17 protein-coding genes are annotated in these 21,472 nt (G+C 73.8%); 14 read left to right on the top strand and 3 right to left on the bottom strand.

What is annotated here, in order from left to right:
- The first annotated feature begins 2 nt into the window (after positions 1-2).
- From GCL84_RS06495 to GCL84_RS06435, 13 genes are all read left to right on the top strand, one after another.
- Positions 3-1,181: a 3-hydroxybenzoate 6-monooxygenase gene (locus GCL84_RS06495; RefSeq protein ID WP_156754449.1), complete on the top strand. Its 1,179-nt coding sequence runs from the start codon at positions 3-5 to the stop codon at positions 1,179-1,181.
- Positions 1,182-1,314: 133 nt separating this feature from the next.
- Positions 1,315-2,331 carry a ketoacyl-ACP synthase III family protein gene (locus GCL84_RS06490; RefSeq protein ID WP_156754448.1) on the top strand — a complete coding sequence of 339 codons (1,017 nt, stop codon included), beginning with the start codon at positions 1,315-1,317 and terminating at the stop codon, positions 2,329-2,331.
- A gap of 43 nt (positions 2,332-2,374) precedes the next feature.
- Complete coding sequence (locus tag GCL84_RS06485; RefSeq protein WP_156754447.1) at positions 2,375-3,463, top strand: 3-deoxy-7-phosphoheptulonate synthase; 1,089 nt, start codon at positions 2,375-2,377, stop codon at positions 3,461-3,463.
- Between the two features lie 34 nt (positions 3,464-3,497).
- Positions 3,498-5,825, top strand: a complete 2,328-nt coding sequence (locus tag GCL84_RS06480) for a non-ribosomal peptide synthetase (RefSeq protein WP_156754446.1) — start codon at positions 3,498-3,500, stop codon at positions 5,823-5,825.
- Positions 5,826-6,033: 208 nt separating this feature from the next.
- Positions 6,034-7,398 (top strand): salicylate synthase, encoded by a 1,365-nt coding sequence (locus GCL84_RS06475; protein ID WP_156754445.1) that lies wholly within the window; start codon positions 6,034-6,036, stop codon positions 7,396-7,398.
- A gap of 3 nt (positions 7,399-7,401) precedes the next feature.
- Entirely contained in the window at positions 7,402-8,442 is a 1,041-nt protein-coding gene (locus GCL84_RS06470) for a ketoacyl-ACP synthase III family protein (RefSeq protein WP_156754444.1), read from the top strand.
- A 3-nt stretch (positions 8,443-8,445) separates the two neighbouring features.
- Entirely contained in the window at positions 8,446-10,095 is a 1,650-nt protein-coding gene (locus GCL84_RS06465) for a (2,3-dihydroxybenzoyl)adenylate synthase (RefSeq protein ID WP_156754443.1), read from the top strand.
- Positions 10,096-10,110: 15 nt separating this feature from the next.
- Positions 10,111-10,377 (top strand): phosphopantetheine-binding protein, encoded by a 267-nt coding sequence (locus GCL84_RS06460; RefSeq protein ID WP_156754442.1) that lies wholly within the window; start codon positions 10,111-10,113, stop codon positions 10,375-10,377.
- Positions 10,377-11,846 carry an amidohydrolase family protein gene (locus tag GCL84_RS06455; RefSeq protein ID WP_156754441.1) on the top strand — a complete coding sequence of 490 codons (1,470 nt, stop codon included), beginning with the start codon at positions 10,377-10,379 and terminating at the stop codon, positions 11,844-11,846. The genes GCL84_RS06460 and GCL84_RS06455 overlap by 1 nt, the downstream gene beginning before the upstream one ends.
- A gap of 5 nt (positions 11,847-11,851) precedes the next feature.
- Positions 11,852-12,628, top strand: coding sequence for a 2,3-dihydro-2,3-dihydroxybenzoate dehydrogenase (locus GCL84_RS06450; RefSeq protein ID WP_156754440.1), 777 nt, complete (start codon positions 11,852-11,854; stop codon positions 12,626-12,628).
- Between the two features lie 80 nt (positions 12,629-12,708).
- Complete coding sequence (locus GCL84_RS06445; RefSeq protein WP_156754439.1) at positions 12,709-13,353, top strand: isochorismatase family protein; 645 nt, start codon at positions 12,709-12,711, stop codon at positions 13,351-13,353.
- A gap of 3 nt (positions 13,354-13,356) precedes the next feature.
- Positions 13,357-15,261, top strand: coding sequence for an anthranilate synthase family protein (locus GCL84_RS06440; protein WP_156754438.1), 1,905 nt, complete (start codon positions 13,357-13,359; stop codon positions 15,259-15,261).
- A 256-nt stretch (positions 15,262-15,517) separates the two neighbouring features.
- Positions 15,518-16,123, top strand: coding sequence for a response regulator transcription factor (locus GCL84_RS06435; protein WP_156754437.1), 606 nt, complete (start codon positions 15,518-15,520; stop codon positions 16,121-16,123).
- A gap of 18 nt (positions 16,124-16,141) precedes the next feature.
- On the opposite strand, the gene GCL84_RS06430 is transcribed toward GCL84_RS06435, so the two are convergent.
- Together GCL84_RS06430 and GCL84_RS06425 are read right to left on the bottom strand one after the other, a co-directional pair.
- Positions 16,142-16,747: a response regulator transcription factor gene (locus GCL84_RS06430; RefSeq protein ID WP_156754436.1), complete on the bottom strand. Its 606-nt coding sequence runs from the start codon at positions 16,745-16,747 to the stop codon at positions 16,142-16,144.
- A 91-nt stretch (positions 16,748-16,838) separates the two neighbouring features.
- Positions 16,839-17,654: an AfsR/SARP family transcriptional regulator gene (locus GCL84_RS06425; protein ID WP_156754435.1), complete on the bottom strand. Its 816-nt coding sequence runs from the start codon at positions 17,652-17,654 to the stop codon at positions 16,839-16,841.
- 362 nt (positions 17,655-18,016) lie between these two features.
- On the opposite strand from GCL84_RS06425, the gene GCL84_RS06420 reads away from it, so the two are divergent.
- The gene (locus tag GCL84_RS06420; RefSeq protein WP_197523055.1) at positions 18,017-19,072 is read left to right on the top strand and encodes a sensor histidine kinase; all 1,056 of its coding nucleotides are present in this window, start codon (positions 18,017-18,019) and stop codon (positions 19,070-19,072) included.
- 21 nt (positions 19,073-19,093) lie between these two features.
- On the opposite strand, the gene GCL84_RS06415 is transcribed toward GCL84_RS06420, so the two are convergent.
- Entirely contained in the window at positions 19,094-21,466 is a 2,373-nt protein-coding gene (locus GCL84_RS06415; protein WP_156754433.1) for a sensor histidine kinase, read from the bottom strand.
- Positions 21,467-21,472 lie beyond the last annotated feature (6 nt).

The raw sequence follows: 21,472 nt of genomic DNA, 5'->3' as shown, positions 1-21,472 counted from the left end.
ACATGACTGACAGGTCCACCCTTGACGTCGTGGTGGTCGGCGGCGGGATCGGGGGGCTCGCCGCCGCCCTGTCCATCGCGCGGCGCGGGCACCGCGTCGACGTGCTGGAGCGCGCGGAGCGCTTCGCCGAGATCGGCGCGGGAATCCAGTTGGGGCCCAACGCTTTCCGGGCACTCGACCGCCTCGGGGTCGGCGACGGCGCCCGCGCCAGGGCGGTGTTCATCGACGAGTTGCGGTTCATGGACGGCACCACCGGCGAGCGCGTAGCCGGGATGCCGCTGACCGGGGCCTACCGCGAGCGCTTCGGCAACCCGTACGCCGTCGTCCACCGGGGCGATCTCCACCAGACCCTGCTCGAGGCCTGTCGCGCGACGCCCGGGGTCACCCTGCACGCCGGGGAGCGCACCACCCACTACGCCCAGGCCGACGGGACCGCGACCGCCCACACCGCCCGCGGCGGGGCCTTCACCGGTGACGCGGTCATCGGCGCCGACGGCATCCGCAGCGCGATCAGGGCGCAGATGGTCGGCGACGGCGGCCCGCGCGTCTCGGGGCACACCATCTACCGCAGCGTCATCCCGATGGACCGGGTGCCCGAGGACCTGCGGTGGAACCTCGTCACGCTCTGGGCCGGGCCGAAGTGGCACTTCGTGCACTACCCCATCGGCGGCGGCGAGTTCCTGAACCTGGCGGCCACCCGCGACGACGCGGCGACCGAGGAGGTCACCGGGAAACCGGTCGGCCGGGACTTCGTGCTGGAGCAGTTCCCCGACCTCGGGGAGACCGCGAGGCGGTTGCTGGAACTGGGCGCCGACTGGAAGTCCTGGGTGCTGTGCGACCGCGACCCGCTGCGCACCTGGACCGACGGCCGGGTCGCGCTGCTCGGCGACGCCGCGCACCCGATGTTGCAGTACGCCGCCCAGGGCGCGTGCCAGGCACTGGAGGACGCGGTGGCCCTCGGGGAGCTGCTCGACGCGCCGGGGGAGGTGCCGCAGCGGTTGGAGAAGTACAACGCCGACCGCGGGCACCGCGCCGCCCGGACGCAGCTCGTCGCGCGGGAGCTGGGCAGCAGGCTCTACCACCCGGCGGGCGAGGCGGCCCTGGCGCGCAACACGATGCTCGGCGCGCTGACCACAGAGGACCTGCACGACGAGGTCGCCTGGCTGCACGGCGGCGGCTGACGCGCGCAACCCGTTGCGCCCGTTGAAATCGGCCGCGCGGAATGAACAGCAGAACTAATCACGGGCCCGTTGTCGCCCCCGTGCTACCACCGTAACCTTTTTGCTAGTAACCTCAACCAGGAAGGAACCGGCGATGCGCTTCCCCGACATCTGGATCGCGGGCACCGGCGGCACCCTCGGTGACCTCGTCCCCATCGAGCAGGCGATCGCGGACGGGTCCTACTCCGCCGACGTCGCGGCCGCCACCGGCATGGTCTCGGTCGCCCAGGCCGACGCCGCGCCGCCCGAGCTGGCGGTGACCGCGGGCAGGCTGGCGATCAAGGAGGCCGCCGAGCGCGGTGTCGAGGTGGGGCCCTCGACGCTGCACCTGCACAGCCACAGCAACTTCCAGGGCCTGGACATGTGGCCGGTCGCCTGCTGGATCACCAAGGAGTTGATCGGGCTCAACGTCGAGGGGCAGCCGACGGTCGTCTCCGCGGCCTCCAACGGCTCGCTCACCAGCCTGGAGCTGGCGGCGAACACCCTCCTGGCGGGGCAGCGCGACACCGCGCTGATCACCCTCGGCGACCGGTTCGCCCCGCCGGTCGACCGCTGGTACCTGTCCCCGGGCATGGTCTTCGGCGACGGCGGCGCCGCCGCGGTGGTGGCGCGCGAGCGCGGGCTGCTGCGGCTGCACAGCATCGTCACCGAGACCGACGCCGCGCTGGAGGGCCTGAGCCGGGGCGCGGAGCCGTTCACCGCCTCGGCGGACGGCCAACCCGATATGCGCAAGCGCACCCGGGAGTTCCTGGCGCACGGCGGGATCTCGCTCAGCGAGGTGCGCAGGCGCTCCGGCGAGCGCACCGCCAGCGTCGTCGGCCGCGCCCTGGCCGAGGCCGAGGTCGAGCTGGACGACGTCGACTGGTTCATCACCCCGTTCGTGGGACGGGCGCTGTTCAAGGACAGCTTCCTGCGCCCGCTGCGGTTCACCCCCCGCAACACCCTGCTGGAGACCGGGCTGACCATCGGCCACCTCGGCCCCGCCGACCAGCTCTACGCCCTGGCCCACCTCGCCGCCAACGACCTGCTCGCCCCCGGCTCGACGCTGCTGGTGCTGGGCACCGCCATGGGCTTCACCTTCTCCGCCGCCGTTCTCACCGTCCCCGCCTGACCCGCGTCCCAGACCCCGCTCACCGTCCCGGAAGGACCCCACCATGCGCTCGATCCGGACCGTCGACGCCCGCATTTCCCGCGTGGAGCCGCTTGTCTCGCCCGCCGAGCTGCGCGCCGAGATCCCCGCCCCACCCTCGGCCAGGCAGACCGCGCTGTCCGGCTCGGACGCGATCCGCCGGGTGCTCTCCGGCGCCGACGACCGGCTGGTGGTCATCACCGGCCCGTGCTCGGTGCACGACCCGGCCGCCGCGCTGGCCTACGCCGAGCGGCTCGCCGCCCTGGCCCGCGAGGTCGAGGACGAGCTGGTCGTGGTGATGCGCGTCTACGTCGAGAAGCCGCGCACCCGCGTGGGGTGGAAGGGCCTGCTCAGCGACCCGCACCTGGACGGCTCCAACGACCTCAACTCCGGCCTGCGGCTCACCCGCGGCCTGATGGCCCAGATCGCCGCCGGCGGCCTGCCGGTGGCCTGCGAGTTCCTCGACCCCGCCGTGCCCGCCTACCTCGCCGACCTGGTCGCCTGGGGCTGCGTCGGGGCCAGGACCGTGCAGAGCCAGACGCACCGCCAGTTCACCAGCGGCCTGTCAATCCCGATCGGGTACAAGAACGCCACCAACGGCGACGTGCTCGACGCCGTCGACGCGATCGTCTCCGCCGCGCAGCCGCACACCTTCCCGGCCATCACCGACGACGGCCGCACCGCGCTGGTGACCACCACCGGCAACCCCGACGGGCACGTGGTGCTGCGCGGGGGCAGCGCGGGCCCCAACTACGGCCCGATCGAGGTGGCCAAGAGCCTGGAGCTGCTGCGCCAGGCCGAGATCGGCACCGGCGTGGTCGTCGACGCCAGCCACGGGAACTCCGGCAAGGACCACCGGCGCCAGCCGCTGGTGGTGGCCAACCTGGCGCACCGCATCGCCCGCGGCGAGCGCGGCATCGCCGGGATCATGCTGGAGAGCTTCCTCGCCGAGGGCGCCCAGAAGCTGGTGCTGGGCAAAGCCGACGAGCTGACCTACGGCCAGAGCGTCACCGACGCCTGCGTCGACTGGTCGGGCACCGTCCGCCTGGTCGAGAAGCTGGCCGCCGCGATCGGCGCCCGCCGCGCCGCCGCCGACAGCGCCCTCGCGGGCTGACCACCGAACCGCCGACAGTGAGCAGGGAGAACACATGAGCACGTCGAAGAACGCGTCGCTGCCGCTCGCGCGCCCCGCGGCCGAGGACCGCACCGGCCCGGTGCACCGCAGGTCGGTCGCGGGGCCGGTCGAGCCACCCGCCAGCCAGGACACCACCGTCATCGCGGCCGTCGCCGCCCTGGTCCACCGCTACACCGGCGAGTCCGCCGTCGCCATCGGCCGCGGCGGCGCGGGCGCGGTGCACCTGGCCGTCACCGGCGAGACCACGCTGAGCGAACTGCACGCCGCCGTCGAGATCACCCCGGTCGAGGCCGCGGGCACCGCCTTCCACGCCACGGTCGTCGACGACGCCGACGCCGCGCTGGCCGCGCTGACCGTCGTGAGCGCCCCGACCGGCGTCGAGCTGCTGATGGCGGTCTCGGAGTTCGGCGCGGACGCCGCGGACCAGTACGCCACCCACCTCGGCCGGGCCCTGGCCGCCGCGCCCGCGACCAGGGTCGCCGACATCGAGCTGCTCGACGAGGAGGACCTGCACCGCATCCTGGTCGCCTGGAACCAGACCGACGAGGACGTGCCCGGCGGCTTCTTCCACGAGGAGATCGCGGCCATCGCCGCGCGCACCCCGGACCAGGACGCGGTGGTGTGGCCGGGCGGGCGGCTCAGCTTCGGCGAGCTCGACGCGCAGTCGACCCAGCTCGCGCACCGGTTGCAGCGCCTGGGCGTCGGCCGCGGCGACACCGTCGGCACCTGCTTCCCGCGCGGCCCGGAGAGCCTGGTCGCGCAGATCGCCTGCTTCAAGCTCGGCGCCGCGGCGATCCTGCTCGACCCGGACTTCCCCGCCGAGCGCGTGCGGTTCATGGTCGAGCACGCGGCCGCCGCGGTCGTGCTGACCCTCTCCGCGCACGAGCACGTCGTCGCGGGCGGCAGCGCCCCGGTGGTCCCCGTCGACACCACCGACTGGAGGACCGAGCCGACCACGCCGCTGGGCGTCGCCGTGGAGGCCGACGACTTCATCCACATCTGCTACACCTCCGGCTCGACCGGTGTGCCGAAAGCGGTGCTGGTGCGGCACGGGGCCGCGCGGAACCTCATCTACAGCATGCGCACCCTGTGCGGCATCACCGACCGGTCGCGGGGCACCTGGCTGGCCGCGCCCGGCTACGGAATGGTCGAGGTCGAGTGCTTCTCGGTGCTGGCGGCGGGCGCGCCCGTGCGCATCCCCGAGCCGTCCGTGGTGACCTCGCCGGAGTGGCTGCGCGATTGGTTCGTCAGCGAGGAGATCACCCACACGCTGCTGATGAAGGCGGTCTGCGAGCGCATCCTGACCCTCGACTGGCCCGAGGAGACCGCGCTGGAGAACATCCGGATCTGCGGCGAGCGCGTGCAGTCCTGGCCCGCGGCCTCGCTGCCGTTCCACGTGCTCAACCTCTACGGCTCCGCCGAGGCCACGGTCGTGGCGATCTGCGACATCACCGAGCTCGGCCAGGCCCTCGGCGCGGACGGCAGGGCGCGGCGCACCCCGCCCATCGGCCGCCCGACCCAGAACGTGCGCACGTTCGTGCTCGGCGACGACCTCAAGCCGGTCCCGCCGGGGGTGGTCGGCGAGCTGGCCATCGCGGGCGACAGCCTCTCCGCCGGGTACCTCAACCAGCCGGAGGCCACCGCCCAGAAGTGGATCCCGAACCCGATCGACCCCGACCGCCACCCGGTGCTCTACCGCACCGGGGACCTGGCCCGGTACTGGCCGGACGGCGACATCGAGATCGTCGGGCGCACCGACAACCAGGTCAAGGTGCGCGGCAACCGCGTGCACCTCGGCGAGATCGAGGCGGTGCTGGCCACCCAGCCGGGGGTGGGCCAGGCCGCGGTGGTCGCCAAGGCCGACGACAAGGGCGACACCCGCCTGGTGGCCTACCTCGAGGCCGACCCCGGGCGGGAGCCGGTGGTCGCCGAGGTCCGGCGGGCGCTGCGGCAGAAGCTGCCGACGTTCATGGTCCCGGCCGCCTACGTGGTCGGCGTGTTCGCCCTGACCACCAACGGCAAGATCGACCGGGCCAACCTGCCGGAGCCGCCGAGGTCGCGCCCGGACGTCGACACCGACTACCAGGAGCCGCGCACCGACCTCGAGCGCGCGCTGCAGCAGATCTGGGCCGACGCGCTCGACCTGGAGCTGGTCGGCGTGCTGGACAACTTCTTCGACCTCGGCGGCGACTCCATGCGGGCCGCCTCGCTGACCGCCCAGATCGGCAAGAGGTTCGCCGTCGACCGGGAGTTGGAGGACCTGTTCTTCGAGCTGTTCGACAGCCCCAGCATCGCGGGCATGGCCCAGGCCATCACCGCCATGGAGGAGCGGGCCGGGTAAGTCGTCGGCCACAGCGGAGTGCGCCGAGCCGGGTCACGGGGGTTCCCGTGGCCCGGCTTTTCCGTTGTGCCACAACGCTTTTCGTCGATGGCGCGGATGTTTCGCAAACGAGTATGAGGCCTTATCGCGCAGCCGTATCGCCCTCGTTGTTACCGCTGTAGTTTTTTAGGTGGTAACAAGATCGGTTCCCACCCGAGAGGACGCGCAGATGACTTCCACGATCTCGCGGCACTACTTCGAGACCCAGCTCCCGCTCGCCGTCGACGCCCTCACCGCCGCGACCCGCCTGGCCCGCTCCGGCCTGTTCGAGTCCTACGTCGTCTACGAGACCGGTGGCGCCTTCTCCTACGCGGGCGGCGTGCGCGCCGAGCTGACGCTGGACCGCACCGGCGCCGAGCTGAGCCAGGAGGGCGCGGAGAAGGTCTCCCTGCCCTGGGACGGCGCGCCGCTGCGCCAGATCTCGTCGCTGCTGGACACCGTGGCGATCCCCGGGTGGCGCGCCTACGGCTGGGCCACCTTCGAGCTGTCCTACGCCAAGGACGGCGACCTGACCCACGTCAGCGACAACCGCCTGGTGCACCTGGTCGTCCCCGCGGCCGAGGTCCGGATCATCGAGGGCGCCGCGCACCTGCGCGCCGCCGACCAGGCCACCCTGACCGCGCTCATCACCGCCATCACCGCCGCCGTCGACGCCCCCGTGGCCGCTCCGACGCCGCTGGCCGTGCGCGGGCGCGGGGTCGAGCAGTACCAGGGCTCGGTCCAGAACGCGGTCGACTCGATCGCCGCGGGCAACCTGGACAAGGTCATCCTCTCCCGGGTCGTCGACGTCGACTTCGACGTCGACCTGGCGGGCACCTACCAGGTCGGGCGCAAGGGCAACAACCCGGCGCGCTCGTTCCTGCTCAACCTCGGCGGCCTGGAGGCCTTGGGCTTCAGCCCGGAGATCGTGGTCCAGGTCGACGCCGCGGGCCGGGTGGTCAGCCAGCCGCTGGCGGGCACCCGCGCGCTGACCGACGACGAGGCGGTCAACGCCCAACTGCGCAGCGACCTGTTCGGCTCGGCCAAGGAGGTCTACGAGCACGCGATCTCGGTCAAGGTCGGCACCGACGAGCTCACCGACGTCTGCGTCCCCGGCTCCATCGAGGTCCCGGAGTTCATGGTCGTCAAGTCCCGCGGCACCTGCCAGCACCTGGCCTCGAAGGTCGCCGGGCAGCTCGCGCCCGGCTTCGGCCCCTGGGACGCCTTCGGCGCGGTCTTCCCGGCCGTCACCGCCTCCGGGGTGCCCAAGGCCCCGGCCTACGACGCCATCCGCGGCTTCGAGGCGGAGTCGCGCGGCCTCTACAGCGGCGCGGTGCTGACCGTCGACCAGTCCGGCGAGATGGACGCGGCCCTGGTGCTGCGCTCGGCCTACCGCCAGGACGGGCGCACCTGGCTGCGCGCGGGCGCCGGGATCGTCGCGGCCTCCTCGCCGGAGCGCGAGTACGAGGAGACCAGCGAGAAGATGGACAGCGTCGCGCGATACCTGGTGCCCGCCACCGACCCCGCCGACACCCCGGCCCGCGGGGGACGGTGAGCCATGCGCGTCGACGACGTCCACCTCGCCGCGGTGGGGACCTTCCTGCCCCCGGCGGTGACCACCGCGCACGCGGTCGAGCAGGGCTGGTACGCCGAGGCCGACCGGGCCGCGGCGGGCTTCGAGTCCGTCCTGGTCGCCGGTGACCTGCCCGCGCCGGACATGGCGGTCAGCGCGGCCAGGGCCGCCATCGCCCGGTCCGGCCTGGCGGCCGACGACTTCGCCGCGCTGCTGCACGCCACCACCTACCACCAGGGGCCCGACGGGTGGTCCGCGCCGCACTACGTGCTGCGCGAGACCGTCGACCGGCCGATCTCGGCGGTGGAGCTGCGGCAGGGCTGCGTCGGGATGATCGCCGCCCTCGAGCTGGCCGCGCACCGGCTCACCGCCGAGCGCGGGGCGGACGCCGTCCTGCTGACCACCTCGGACAACTTCTCCGCCCCCATCGTCGACCGGTGGAACGCGGCCAAGTTGTTCCTGCTCGCCGACGGGGCCGCCGCCGCGGTGGTCTCCCGCCGCGGCGGGTTCGCGAGGGTCGCCTCGGTGGCGGCCTACAGCAACCCCGGGATGGAGGAGCTGCACCGCGGCGGCGAGCGGCTCTTCCCGCCCGGCATCACCCGGGGCGTCTCGCTCAACTTCGAGCAGCGCAGCGAGCACTGGCGCGAGCAGTGGTCGCGCGGGGTCGCCCCGCCGATCGGCGACCTCGGCGAGTGCGTCGCGGGCGCGGCCGAGACCGCCCTGGCCGACGCCGGGGTGCCGATGGACAAGATCACCCGGGTCTGCCACGTCGGCTTCGCCCGCGGCCCGCTGCACGCGATCTACCTCGACGCCCTCGGCGTCGACGCCGAGCGCGGCACCTGGGAGATCACCCGCACCACCGGCCACGTCGGCGCGGCCGACCCGTTCATCGGCCTGGAGCGGCTGTGGCGCACCGGCGCCGTGGTCCCCGGCGACCACGTCATGTTGATCGCCAACGCCCCCGGCATGGAGGCCGGGTGCGCGGTCGTGGAGATCACCGCCTCCCCCGACGAGAACCAGGAGTGAGCGATGCTGGACGGATGCACCCCGTGGCCCGCCGAGCGCGCGGCCGCCTACGCCCGCGCCGGGCTGTGGCGCGGTGAGCCCCTGGGCGAGCTGCCCCGCCGCTGGGCCGAGCGCGACGGCGCCGCCGTCGCCCTGGTCCACGGCACGACCCGCCTGACCTACGCCGAGCTGGCCGACCGCGTCGACCGCGTCGCCGCCGGGTTCGGCGCCCAGGGCATCGGCCCCGGCGACCGGGTCGTGCTGCAGCTGCCCAACGTCCCCGAGTTCGTCGTGGTCGCCTTCGCGCTGTTCCGGGTGGGCGCGAAGCCGGTCTTCGCGCTGACCTCGCACCGCGCCAACGAGATCCGGCACCTGCTGGCGCTGTCCGGCGCGGTGGGCTACGTGATCCCCGGCGTGCACCGCGGCTACGACCACACCCAGCTCGCCGAGCGGATGCTCGGCGAGGTCCCCACCCTGCGCACGGTGTTCGCCCACGGCAGCGGCTGCTCGACCGACCCGCGCGTCGTCCCGCTGTCCTCAGTGGACGCCGAGCCCGCGCCGCTGCCCGCGGCCGACCCGTCCGACGTCGCGTTCTTCCTGCTCTCCGGCGGCACCACGGCGCTGCCGAAGCTGATCCCCCGCACGCACGACGACTACGCCTACCAGACCAGGGAGGTCGCGCGGTACTGCGGCACCACCGCCGACGACGTCTACCTGGCCGCGCTGCCGGTGGAGTTCAACTTCACCTGGGGCTGCCCCGGTGTGGTCGGCGTGCTCGGGGTGGGCGGCACGGTCGTGCTCGCCGACGACCCGGGCGCCGAGGACTGCTTCCGGCTCATCGCCGAGGAGGCGGTGACGTTCACCAGCCTGGTGCCGACCGTCGCGCACCTGTGGCTGGAGGCGGCCGAGTGGCTGTCCCCGGACCTGTCCACGCTCAGGACGGTCCAGATCGGCGGCGCCCGGTTGCAGCCGGAGTTGGCCGCGCGCGTCGAGCCCGAGCTGGGGGCGCGGTTGCAGCAGGTGTTCGGCATGGCCGAGGGACTGCTGTCGATGACCGACGCGGCCGACGACGACCACACCGTGGTCCACACCCAGGGCACACCGATCTCGCCGTTCGACGAGGTGCGCATCGTCGACGAGAACGGCGCCGCGGTCGGCCCCGGGGGCACCGGTGAGCTGCTGGCCCGCGGCCCGTACACGTTGCAGGGCTACTACCGCGCCGACGAGCACAACGCGAAGGCGTTCACCGAGGACGGCTTCTACCGCTCCGGCGACCTGGCCCGGCTCACCCCCGAGGGCAAGCTCGTCATCGAGGGCCGGATCAAGGACGTGGTCATCCGCGGCGGCGACAAGATCTCCGCGGGCGAGGTCGAGGGCCACCTGGTGACCCACCCGTCGGTCTCCCGCGCGGCCGTGGTCCCGGTGCCCGACGAGTTCCTCGGCGAGCGCATCTACGCCTTCCTGGTGTGCGCGGAGGCGGACGGGCAGCCCGCGCTGCCCGAGCTCAAGCGCGCCCTGCACGAGCGCGGCCTGGCCGAGTACAAGCTCCCGGACCGCGTGGAGTACGTCGCCGCTTTCCCGCTCACGCCGCTGGGCAAGGTCGACAAGAAGGTCCTGGCCGCCGCGGCCTGCGACCCCGCCATCGCCCGCGACTGGGTCACGGCGCAAGCCTGAGAGGAGACACCAGCCATGTCTGCCACCCCCGAACTGTCCACACCGGACCTGACCACAGCGGACTCGCTGCGCGCCCAGGTCGCCGACCTCATCGGCGTCGACCCGGCCGAGATCGACGGCGACGCCAACCTCGTGTTCCTCGGCCTGGGCTCGCTGGAGATGATGCGGCTGAGCACGAAGTGGCGCCGCGCGGGCCTGCGGGTCGTGCTCGCCGAGCTGGCCGCGGTCCCCACCATCGACGCCTGGGCGGCCTACCTCGCCGCGCCGCCGCGGGTGCGGTGATGGCGGCGCTGCTGGTCAAGGGCGGTTGCCTCTACACCGCCGACGCCGCCGCGGGCGTCGTGCCCGGCGGCGCGGTGCTCGCGGTGGACGGCAGGATCACCGCGGTCGGGCCGGACGCCCTCGCGGCGGCGCCCGCCGACGCCCAGGTGCTCGACGCGACCGGGATGATGGTGCTGCCCGGCTTCGTCAACGCCCACTGGCACGACCTGTTCGCGATGCGGCTGCCGTTCCGGGGTGCGCTGCGCACCCCGCACGACCGCGACGACAAGCCCGCGTTCATGGCCCTGGGCGGCGACCTGCCCGCGGTCTCGGTCGCCTTCGACTCGTTCACCGACCGCATCGGCGGGCTCACCCCCGACGAGGCCGCGGCGATCGCCCGCTACTCGATGTGGACGCAGCTGCGCACCGGGGTCACCACCCTCGGCGACGTCGGCTCGTTCAACCGGCCCGACGCGCTCGCCGACGCCGCCCTGCACCTGGGGATGCGCGCCTCGGTCAGCACCTGGGCCAGCGACGCGGTCTGCGCGCCGGGGGAGACCCGGTTCCGCCGCACCCGCGACGCCGACACCCTGCTCGCCGACCTCGACGCGCTGCTGGCGCGCGCCGCGGCGGACACCACCGGCCTGCTCAAGGCCCGACCGACCTCGGTCTACGGGGTCAACATGACCGACGAGCTCGGCCGCGGCTTCGCCGAGCTGGTCGCCCGCCACGGGGTGCCGTTCGCCACCCACGTGGGCGCGCTGCGCAACGAGTACGACGCGAGCCTGGTCTACCACGGGGCCAGCCCCGTGCGCCGGTTCGCCGACCTGGGGCTGCTGGGTCCCGGCTTCACCGCGGTGCACACCGCGTTCGTCGACGACGACGAGCGCAAGCTGCTGGTGGACAGCGGTGTCCACATCAGCGTGTCCCCCGCGAAGTACGGCCACGCAGGCGAGTCGACCCTCACCGAGACCCGCGCGGTGCCCGAGCTGCGCAGGGCGGGGCTGGAGGTGTCGCTGTCCACCGACGGCGCCGCGCTGCCGGTCCCCGGCATGGCCGAGGCGATGAAGGCGGCCTACCAGGTCGTCAACGAGATGTACGCCGACCCGACGGAGGTGCTGCCCACCGACGCGCTGGCCATGGCCACGCGCATCGCCGCCCGCGGCCTGGACTGGGCCGACGAGATCGGCAGCGTGGAGGTCGGCAAGCAGGCCGACCTGGTGCTGATCCGGGCCGACGACTGGCGCTACCTGCTCAACCCCCGGCCGCTGGAGGGCTTCCTGGCCCTCGGCGGGTCCGCCGACGTCGACACCGTCGTCGTCGCGGGCCGGGTGCTGGTGCGGGGCGGTCGCGCCACCGCGGTCGACGAGACCCGGCTTGAACTGGACTACCTCGACGCCGTGGGGTCCTTCTCCGTCCGCTGCCTCGGGATACCCCCGGAGGTGGTGGCGAGGATGACGGCGCGGCGCCGGGAGAACGTCGAGGGGTGATTGCCATGTGGATGAAGACTGCCCTGGTCACCGGGGCGGCAGGCGGCATCGGCGAGGCGGTGGTCCGCGCGCTCGCCGCGGACGGCGCGGCCGTGGCCGCGGTGGACGCCGACACCGAGGCGCTGGAGCTGTTGGTCAAGGCCCTCAACGAGCAGGGGCACGCCGTGCGCGGCTTCACCGTCGACGTGTCCTCCGGCGCGCAGGTCGACGCGGCCGTCGCCAAGGTCGAGAGCGAGATCGGCCCCATCAGCTACCTGGTCAACGCCGCGGGCGTGCTGCGCACCGCGGGGGCCGTCGACCTCACGCAGGAGGACTGGGACATCACGTTCGCGGTCAACACGACCGGGGTGTTCAACGTCAGCAGGGCGGTGGCCAGGCGGATGGTCCCGCGCCGCGGCGGGTCGATCGTGACCGTCGCGTCGAACTCCGCGACGACCCCGCGCTGGAACATGGCCGCCTACGCCGCGTCCAAGGCGGCGTCGGCCAGCTTCACCAAGTGCCTGGGCCTGGAGCTGGCCGGGCACGGGATCCGCTGCAACGTCGTGGCCCCGGGGTCGACGCAGACCCCGATGCTGACCTCGCTGTGGGCGGACTCGGACACCGACGCGCTGCGGGTGTCGGTCGAGGGCTCCCCGCAGACCTACCGGCTCGGCATCCCGCTGGGTCGGCTGGCGCAACCGGAGCACATCGCCGACGCGGTGCTGTTCCTGCTCTCCGACCGGGCCGCCCACATCACGATGCACGACCTGACCGTCGACGGGGGCGCGACCCTCGGCGCCTGAGCCTGCCGCCCCGGCGGTCCGCGCCCGCGCCGCGCGCGGACCGCCGGGGCCACCCCCACCCACCCCGAACAGGAGAGACCATGGCGATCCCAGTGATCGAGTCCTACCCGATGCCCGCTGAGCACGAGCTGCCGGAGAACATCGCGCGCTGGACCATCGACCCGGCGCGCGCGGTGCTGCTGGTGCACGACATGCAGAACTTCTTCCTCAGCCCGTTCCGGCACACCGAGGAGCCGATGACCGACCTGGTCGCCAACGTCTCCCTGCTGCGCGCGGCGTTCACCGAGCACGGCGCCCAGGTGGCCTACACCGCCCAGCCCGGCGGCATGTCCGCCCAGGACCGGGGGCTGCTGATGGACTTCTGGGGCCCCGGCATGAGCGCCGAGCCCGAGCACCGGGAGATCCTGCCCAGCCTGGCCCCCGCCGAGGGCGACCTGGTGCTGACCAAGTGGCGGCCCAGCGCGTTCGCCCGCACCGACCTGCTGGCGCGGATGCGCGCGGAGGGCCGCGACCAGTTGGTCATCTGCGGCGTCTACGCCCACGTCGGCATCCTGATGACCGCGCACGAGGGCTTCAGCAACGACATCCAGACGTTCGTGGTCGCCGACGCGGTCGCCGACTTCACCGCCGAGCACCACCGGATGGCGCTGACCTACGCGTCGTCGCGCTGCTCGGTCACCATCTCGACCCGGGCCGCCCTGGCGGCGCTGACCGGAGGGGAGTAGACCGTGGGCGCCACCTGGTTGGACACGATCCTGGGCGGCGACGCCCCCGCCTTCGCGCTGCTGCACCGCCCCGGCGCGGGCGGCGCCGAGACCGTCGACCTGCTGCTCGGGCAGGTGGGCGAGGTCGACCTGGTCGCCGACATCCCGCTGCCCGCCGCGGGCGGCCGGGACCGGCACGAGGTGCTGGCGCTGCTGCCCTACCGGCAGGTGCGCGAGCGCGGCTTCGCCTGCCGCGACGACGGCGCGCCGCTGATCACCATGACGGTCACCGACCAGGCGGCGCTGCCGCTCGCGCAGGTGGCCGCGGCCCTGCCCGACCTGCCCATCGCGCTGGCGGGCGGGGCGTTCGACCTCGACGACGACGCCTACGCCGAGGTCGTCCGCCAGGTGCTGGTCGAGGAGATCGGGCGGGGGACCGGGGCGAACTTCGTCATCAAGCGGGCCTTCACCGCCGAGATCGGCGACTGGTCGCGCGAGACCGCGCTGGCCTTCTTCGGCAGGCTGCTCGGCCGCGACCCCGGCTCGTACTGGACCTACCTGGTCTGGACCGGGGACCGCGCGTTCATCGGCGCCTCCCCGGAGCGCCACGTCAGCCTGGACGCCGGGACCGTGGTGATGAACCCGATCAGCGGCACCCACCGCTACCCCGAGCACGGCCCCGACCTCGACGGCGTGCTGGCCTTCCTCGCCGACACCAAGGAGGCCAACGAGCTGTACATGGTCCTCGACGAGGAGCTCAAGATGATGGGCAGGGTGTGCGACCTCGGCGCCCGCGCCCACGGCCCGTACCTCAAGCAGATGGCCAGGGTCGCCCACACCGAGTACCTGATCGAGGGCCGCTCGTCGCTGGAGGCGCGGGAGGTGCTGCGCGGCACGCTGTTCGCGCCGACCGTCACCGGCGGGCCGCTGGAGAGCGCCTGCCGGGTGGTGGCCAAGCACGAGCCGCACGGCCGGGGCCACTACGCCGGGGTGGTGGCGCTGTTCGGCCGCGACGCCCGCGGCGGGCAGCGGCTCGACTCGGCCATCATGATCCGCACCGCCGAGGTGTCGGCGGCCGGGCGGATGACCCTCGGCGTCGGCGCCACCCTGGTCCGCGACTCCGACCCGGCGGCCGAGGCGCAGGAGACCAGGGCCAAGGCCGCGGGTCTGCTCGCCGCGCTGGCGGGGGAGTCGCTGCCCGCCGTGGCCGAGATCCCGGACGTCACCGGGCACCCGGCGGTGGCCAGGGCGCTGGCCGAGCGCAACGTGCCGGTGGCCGACTTCTGGTTCGCCGAGCCCGCCGCCCGGGCGCGCCACGACCCGGGGCTGCTGGGCAAGCGCATCCTGGTCATCGACGCCGAGGACACCTTCACCCACATGGCCCGCGGCCTGATCGGCTCGCTGGGCCCGAGCGTCACGGTCACCCGCTTCGACGGCGACTACGACCTCGACGCGGGCTGGGACCTGGTCATCGTCGGCCCCGGCCCCGGCGACCCGCGCGAGGTGGCCCACCCCAAGATCGCCGTGCTGCGCGCGGTGGTGGCCAGGCTGCTGGCCTCGGACACCCCGTTCTTCGCGGTGTGCCTGGGCCACCAGGTGCTCTCCACGATGCTCGGCCTGCCGGTGCGCCGCCGCGCCGAGCCCAACCAGGGCGTGCAGCGCAAGGTCGGCCTGTTCGGGCGCACCGAGCTGGTCGGCTTCTACAACACCTTCTCGGCCCGCTCCGCCGCGGACCGGCTCGACTGCCCGGCACGCGGCGGGGTGGTCGAGGTCTTCGGCGAGAGCACCGGCGGCGCCGAGGACGAGGTGCACGCGCTGCGCGGGCCGGGGTTCGCCTCGGTGCAGTGCCACCTCGCCTCGGTGCTGTCGCGCAACGGGCGCGACGTGCTGGCCGAGGTGCTCGGCGAACTGGTCGCCGGCCGCTGGTGACCCGGGCGGGTGGTCCGCGTTGGCACCGCGCGGACCACCCGTCTACCCTTGTCCGGCGGATGTCGGGGGAATCCGCGGACCGGTGTGCCCACCTGTGCCGATCCCGGACACGGCGGCACGCGCTCTCCACGCCGCGTTCGGCAGGGCATTTCGACCCAGGTCGCGGCGCGTTCGGCGCAATCGCCGCGAACGCGTGGACCGGGGTGAACGCGGAGTGGAAGACTTCTCGCGCACGGTGCCGCCCCGAGGGGGAACCATGATCAAGGTATTGCTCGCCGAGGACCTGCGAATGCTGCGGGGCGCCCTCGTCGCACTGCTCGACCTCGAACCCGACATGCAGGTGGTCGCCTCGGTCGCCAGCGGCGACGACATCATCCCCGCCGTCACCAAGAGCCAGCCCGACGTCGCCGTGCTCGACATCGACCTGCCGGGGATGGACGGCCTGTCCGCGGCGGCGCTGATCCACGAGACCGCGCCCGCCACCCGCACGCTGATGCTCACCAGCCTCGGCCGCCCCGGCACCCTGCGCCGGGCGCTGAGCGCCAAGGTCAACGGGTTCATCCTCAAGGACGCCCCGATCAACGAGCTGTGCGACGCCATCCGCGGCGTCTCGGTCGGCCGCCGGGTCATCGACTCGCAGTTGGCGCTGGCCGCCTGGGACGGCGACGAGTGCCCGCTGACCCCGCGCGAGCTGGAGGTGCTGCGGCTGGCCGCCGACGGCGCCGACGCGGGCGAGATCGCCCGCACCCTGTTCCTGTCGGTCGGCACGGTCCGCAACTACCTGACGACGGTCTCGATGAAGCTCGAGGCGCGCAACCGGGTCGACGCGGTCCGCATCGCCCGCACCTCCGGCTGGCTCTGACCCGCCGGGGCGGACCGGTCAGATCCAGCCCGCGTCGGCGGCGATGCGGATCGCGTCCACGCGGTTGCGGGCGTCGAGCTTGCCCACGATGGTCGTCAGGTAGTTGCGGACGGTGCCCGAGGACAGCATCAGGGCCTTGGCGATGTCCGGGGCGTCCGTGCCGACCGCGGCCAGCCGCAGCACCTCGAGCTCGCGCTCGGTCAGCGGGCACTCGCCGCGGTCCCAGGCGGCCAGCGCCAACTGCGAGTCCACGACGCGCTTGCCCTGGGAGACGTCGCGGATGGCGGCGGCGAGCTTGGCGGGCGGGGCGTCTTTGAGGATGAACCCGTCCACGCCCGCGGCCAGCGCGCGGCGCAGGGTGCCCGGCCGGGCCAGGGACGTGAGCATCAGGGTGCGCACGCCGGGCAGGGTGGTCCGGATCGTGGCGGCGGCGGTGAGGCCGTCGAGGACCGGCAGGTCGATGTCGATCACCGCGACGTCCGGGGTGTGCGCCCTGGCCATCGTCACGATCTGGTCGCCGGACTCGACCTCGGCGACGATCTCGATGTCGGGCTCCAGGTCGAGCAGTGCGACCAGCGCGCCCCGGACCATGTGCATGTCCTCCGCGAGCAAGACCCTGATCATCCCCGACGCCTCCCGCCACCTGGTGCGGCACACCATAGTGCCGCGCGACCGCGCCCGCGCGCTCCCGCCCGGACGGGCGTCGAGAACGCGCTCATGACGCGAGCTGTGGTCGCGCACCCCTGCCCGGCGCGTCCCGGTCGGCCACGTCGAGGACCGAGTCGGCGCTCAGGATCGCCCGCTGCAACCCGCGCAGCCGCTCCGACGGGCCCAGGCCCAGCTCCTCGATCAGCTTGTCGTGCAGCGAGCGGTACTCCTCCAGCGCGCGCCAGCGGCGGCCGGAGCGGTAGAGCGCGAGCATGTGCTGGGCGCGGAAGTTCTCGTGCATCGGGTGCTGGGCGGTCAGCACCGACAGCTCCCCGAGCAGCGCCTGGTGGCGGCCCAGCCGCAGCTCCACGTCGATGCGCGCCTCCTGCACGCCCAGCCTGCCCTCGCGCAGCCTGGCGACCTCCATGCCCAGCCGGGGGCCGACCTTGACGTCGGCCAGCACCGGGCCGCGCCAGACCCGCAGCGCGGAGGTGAACAGCGCCGAGGCCTGCTCGAGGCGCCCGGCCTCGAGCGCCTCCTGGCCCGCCCTGGCGGCCCGGTCGAACGCGGTGGCGTCGACACCGTCGCGGTCGACCGCGAGCAGGTAGCCGCCGTAGCGGGTGACCAGCACGTCCTTGGCCGCCGGGTGCGCCGACGCCGCCTCGACGCGGCGGCGGATCTGTAGCACGTAGGTCTGCAGGGTGGTCAGCGCCGAGCGCGGCGGGGCGCTGCCCCACAGCTCCTCGATCAGCGCCGGGACGGTCACGACGTTGCCCGCCTGCAGGCCGAGCAGGGCCAGCAGCTGTCTGGGCTTGCTCGCCGTCGGCGTGATCGACGCCCCGGCGAGCGTGGCCTCCAGCGGTCCCAGCACCTTGATCTCCATGTGGACTCTCCCCACCTGCGGCAGCGGCGCCCGGGTCGTCGCCGCCCGGTTCCTCGATGCCCCCAGTCCACTGCACCGGCGGCGCCCCGCGCCACGGACGACCACACGGATCACCGGTGAACCCCTACCGCGGCGGACGTGAGGTTTTCACGAATGAACCCGGGAAACCGCGAGAGGTCCACTGAATTCCGAGGCGGTGACGGAATGTCATTCACGTCGGAGAATATTTACCTCGCACGCGGGATCACGGCGGCCCCGCACCCTTGTAAGATCCGGGCAGCACGGCGTGTGGGGGTCAGGCAATGCCAACCGGGACTCGACCGCGACGCCGCCCGGCCTCGGCGGCGACCGTTCTGTGCGCGATGGCCGCCATCGAGATCACGCACGTGCTCACCCTCGATCGCGATTTCCGCCATTCGGCGGTGGTTGTGCTCGACATCGTGTTGTTGTTGTCGGCCCAGGTGTTGTTCGTGCACCGCGGTGAAACGGTTCATCCCGGATTTCGGCATTACGCCGCACTGGTCGGGCAGGTGGCGTTCGTGGCGGTCCCGGTGCTGTTGTTCGGCCACCCGTGGATCGCCGCCGTCGGGCTCGCGGGCGGCAGCGCGCTGCTGCTGCTGCGCGGCCCGGCGCGCTGGGTGGCGTTCGCGGCGCTCTGCGCGCTGTCCGCCGCGGCGCCGCTGCTCACCGGGGCGGGGGTGACCACGGCGGCGCTGAGCGCGGCGACGACGGCCTCGACCGGGCTGGTGGTGTGGGCGCTGCCGCGCGGCCGGGCCAGGTGGTCGGGTCCGGTGGCGCAGGCGGGCGCGGTCTCCGAGGAGCGCCTGCGGGTCTCGCGCGACCTGCACGACCTGCTCGGCTCCGGGATCTTCGCGATCAAGCTCAAGTCCGAGCTGGCGCACCGGCTGCTGCCCGCGAACCCGGGCGCGGCCAAGGAGGCCGTCGGCGAGGTGCTGACGATCGCCGACCGCACGCTCTCGGACGTGCGGTCGGTGGCGATGGGCTACCGGCTGCTGTCGGTGCACGACAGCATCCGCTCCGCCCGGTCCCTGCTGGCCTCGGCGGGTGTCGCGGTGCGGGTCGAGCTGGACGGCGGGTCCGTGCCCGAGCCCGCCGGGACGGTGCTGGCGGTGGTGCTGCGCGAGGGCGTCACCAACGTCCTGCGGCACAGCGCCGCCCGCTTCTGCGAGATCCGCGTCCGCCGCGACGCCGGGGCGGTCACCATGGACATCCTCAACGACGGCGCCCACGACGCCCCCCTCGACGGCGGCAGCGGCGTCCGCAACCTCTGCGAGCGGGTCCACGCCCTCGACGGCGTCCTCACCGCGGGCCGCGTCGGCGCCGACCACTACCACCTCCGCGCCGCCATCCCCCTGGGGGAGGGCGGTTCCGGCGGTCGTGTCCGGTATGGACGCTGACCCGCCCGCCGGGCGGCCCGCTCAGCGCAGGGGGACCTCGGCGCGCAGGCGGTAGCGGTCCTCGACGACGCGGACGTCCAGGGCGCCGTGGAGCTCGGCCACCCGGGCGCTGAGGTTGGGGATGCCGTCGCCGCCCCGGCTGCCGCCGAGCAGGGTGGGACCGCCGTCGGGGCCCAGGCCGTCGTTGGTGATCTGCAGGACGGCCCGGTCGCCCTCGCGGGTCAGGGTGATCTCGCAGTGGGTGGCGTCGCTGTGCCGCAGGAGGTTGGTGACGCCCTCGCGCAGGACGGTGGCGAGGGTGGTGCGGGCGGCGGGCGCCAGCTCGAGGTCCTGCATCCGGACGGTGACGTCGATGTTGGCCGCGGTCATCAGCGCCCGGGCGGCGGCGACCTCCTCCTCGACCGCCAGCTCGCGGTAGGCGGAGGCGACCGAGCGGACGTCGGCGAGCGCCTGGCGGGAGATGTCGACGATGCCCGCCAGCTCCTGCTGGGCGCGCTCCGGGTCGCGCTCGACCAGCCGCAGGGTCAGCTCGGACTTGAGCGTGACCGCCGACAGCGAGAACCCGAGCAGGTCGTGCAGGTCCCTGGCGAAGCGCAGCCGCTCGCGGGTGACGGCCATGTCGGCCAGTTCCGAGCGCGCCGCCTGCAGCTCCTCGGCCAGCGACCGCAGCCAGGTCAGGCCGAAGACCACCAGCCCCTGGTTCACCGTCACCAGCAGCCCATAGGTGATCATGATGGGGTTGCCGGTGAGCAGCACGTGCGCGGTGACGATCCCGGCCACCACGGTCAGGAACAGCGGGACGCCCGCCCGCGCGGGCAGCGCCAGCAGCAGGCTGCCCGCCAGGAACCCGGGCGCGACCGGGAACGCCGACCCCAGCACCAGGATCGGCGCGAGCAGCAGCGCGGCGAGCACGCCGAGCAGCACCCGCCCGCGAGTCGACCGCACCCGCGCCGCGGGCCTGGCGAAGAAGCCGAGCGCGATCCCCAGCGACGCCAGCACGCACAGCACGGCCAGCACCTTCTCCCACACGGGCGCGCCGTCGCTCATGTTGAACACGAACGACGAGGAGGTGAAGGCGTAGCCGACGAACACGGCGGTGCCCACCGCGGCGCCCTTGCCCGGCCGCAGCGCCGAGGAGCGCGGGGCCGGGTCGTCGGGGTTGTCGAGGGCGTCGGTGTCGTCGGGGGCGTCGGCCTCACCGCCGACGAGCGGCTCCCGCGCGGCCGGGACGGTGACGCGCAACCGGAAGGTGTCCTCGTCGGCGGGGGCCGCGTCCAGCGCCCCGCCCAGCGCCCGCACCCGGGTGGTGAGGTTGTCGATCCCGTTGCCGGGCCGGTGGTCGGCGTCCTGCGGCGGGCGCACACCGTCGTTGACCACCTCGAGCACCACGTTGTCGCCCGAACGGGTGAAGCGGATGTGGCAGTTCTCCGCCTTGCTGTGCCGCAGCAGGTTCGTCACGCCCTCGCGCAGCACGGTCGCCAGCACGGTGCGCGCGGGCTGGGAGAGCCCGGCGAGCGCGCCCGCCTGCCCCGGCCCGCCGTGCTCCACCACGACCGCGACCTCGGCCGCGCCCAGCACCGACCGCGCGGACTCCAGCTCGTCCTCCAGCGACAGCGCCCGGTACGACGACGCCACGGCGCGCACGTCCACGAGCGCCTGGCGCGCGATCCCCAGGATCTCCCGCAGTTCCGCCACCGCGCGCCGTGGCGCCGAGACCAGCAGGCGGTGCGCCAGCTCGGACTTGAGCGTGATGGCCGACAGCGAGAACCCGAGCAGGTCGTGCAGGTCCCTGGCGAAGCGCAGCCGCTCGCGGGCCACGGCCAGCGTCGCCAGCTCCTCCCGCGCCCCGTTGAGCTGGCCCACGAGCGAGCGGAGCTGCACCATGGCGTAGACCACGAGCGCGCTGACGACGACGGCCGCGGCGTAGTACGCCGCCTCCACCACCGGGTCGGCGGTGGTGAGGTAGCCGTTCACCCCGTTTGCCACCGCGGTCAGGCCCAGGACCACCCACCCCGCCGGGCCGCGCAGCACCACCAGCGCCGACCCGGCGAACATGGCCGGGATGCCGCCCCAGGCGTCGCCGTAGTAGAGCAGCGGCACGCCCGAGAGCACCGCTTGCAGCGCCAGCGCGGCGTAGCCGGTGGGGGTGTGCAGCGCGCGCTCCCGGCGCGGGTTGCTGAAGAAGCCGACTTGCAGCGCCAGCACCGCCACCAGCGCGGCGGCGGCGGGCAGGACGTGCGTGAGCGAGGGGTCCTGCTGCACGACTCGCTGGAAGGCGTTGACGCTGAAGCCGGTGAACACGACCGTGGTGATGAGCAGAGCCAGGGTCGGGGCGAGCCTGCTCGCCCGAGCGCGGCTGTCCGTGTCCGGTGTCGTCCCGGGGCTTCCCGCCACAGAGTT

This window comes from Actinokineospora pegani (assembly GCF_009745975.1).
Taxonomy (GTDB): domain Bacteria; phylum Actinomycetota; class Actinomycetes; order Mycobacteriales; family Pseudonocardiaceae; genus Actinokineospora; species Actinokineospora pegani.
This window is presented reverse-complemented; position numbering and strand designations above follow the sequence as displayed.

Excerpts from the sequence above, each read along its gene's own strand:
- GCL84_RS06460 (WP_156754442.1), top strand. The coding sequence starts at position 10,111 with ATGTCTGCCACCCCCGAACTGTCCACACCGGACCTGACCACAGCGGAC.
- GCL84_RS06435 (WP_156754437.1), top strand. The coding sequence starts at position 15,518 with ATGATCAAGGTATTGCTCGCCGAGGACCTGCGAATGCTGCGGGGCGCC.
- GCL84_RS06445 (WP_156754439.1), top strand. The coding sequence starts at position 12,709 with ATGGCGATCCCAGTGATCGAGTCCTACCCGATGCCCGCTGAGCACGAG.
- GCL84_RS06475 (WP_156754445.1), top strand. The coding sequence starts at position 6,034 with ATGACTTCCACGATCTCGCGGCACTACTTCGAGACCCAGCTCCCGCTC.
- GCL84_RS06490 (WP_156754448.1), top strand. The coding sequence starts at position 1,315 with ATGCGCTTCCCCGACATCTGGATCGCGGGCACCGGCGGCACCCTCGGT.
- GCL84_RS06430 (WP_156754436.1), bottom strand. The coding sequence starts at position 16,747 with ATGATCAGGGTCTTGCTCGCGGAGGACATGCACATGGTCCGGGGCGCG.
- GCL84_RS06480 (WP_156754446.1), top strand. The coding sequence starts at position 3,498 with ATGAGCACGTCGAAGAACGCGTCGCTGCCGCTCGCGCGCCCCGCGGCC.
- GCL84_RS06455 (WP_156754441.1), top strand. The coding sequence starts at position 10,377 with ATGGCGGCGCTGCTGGTCAAGGGCGGTTGCCTCTACACCGCCGACGCC.
- GCL84_RS06450 (WP_156754440.1), top strand. The coding sequence starts at position 11,852 with ATGTGGATGAAGACTGCCCTGGTCACCGGGGCGGCAGGCGGCATCGGC.
- GCL84_RS06425 (WP_156754435.1), bottom strand. The coding sequence starts at position 17,654 with ATGGAGATCAAGGTGCTGGGACCGCTGGAGGCCACGCTCGCCGGGGCG.
- GCL84_RS06470 (WP_156754444.1), top strand. The coding sequence starts at position 7,402 with ATGCGCGTCGACGACGTCCACCTCGCCGCGGTGGGGACCTTCCTGCCC.
- GCL84_RS06420 (WP_197523055.1), top strand. The coding sequence starts at position 18,017 with ATGGCCGCCATCGAGATCACGCACGTGCTCACCCTCGATCGCGATTTC.
- GCL84_RS06495 (WP_156754449.1), top strand. The coding sequence starts at position 3 with ATGACTGACAGGTCCACCCTTGACGTCGTGGTGGTCGGCGGCGGGATC.
- GCL84_RS06465 (WP_156754443.1), top strand. The coding sequence starts at position 8,446 with ATGCTGGACGGATGCACCCCGTGGCCCGCCGAGCGCGCGGCCGCCTAC.
- GCL84_RS06485 (WP_156754447.1), top strand. The coding sequence starts at position 2,375 with ATGCGCTCGATCCGGACCGTCGACGCCCGCATTTCCCGCGTGGAGCCG.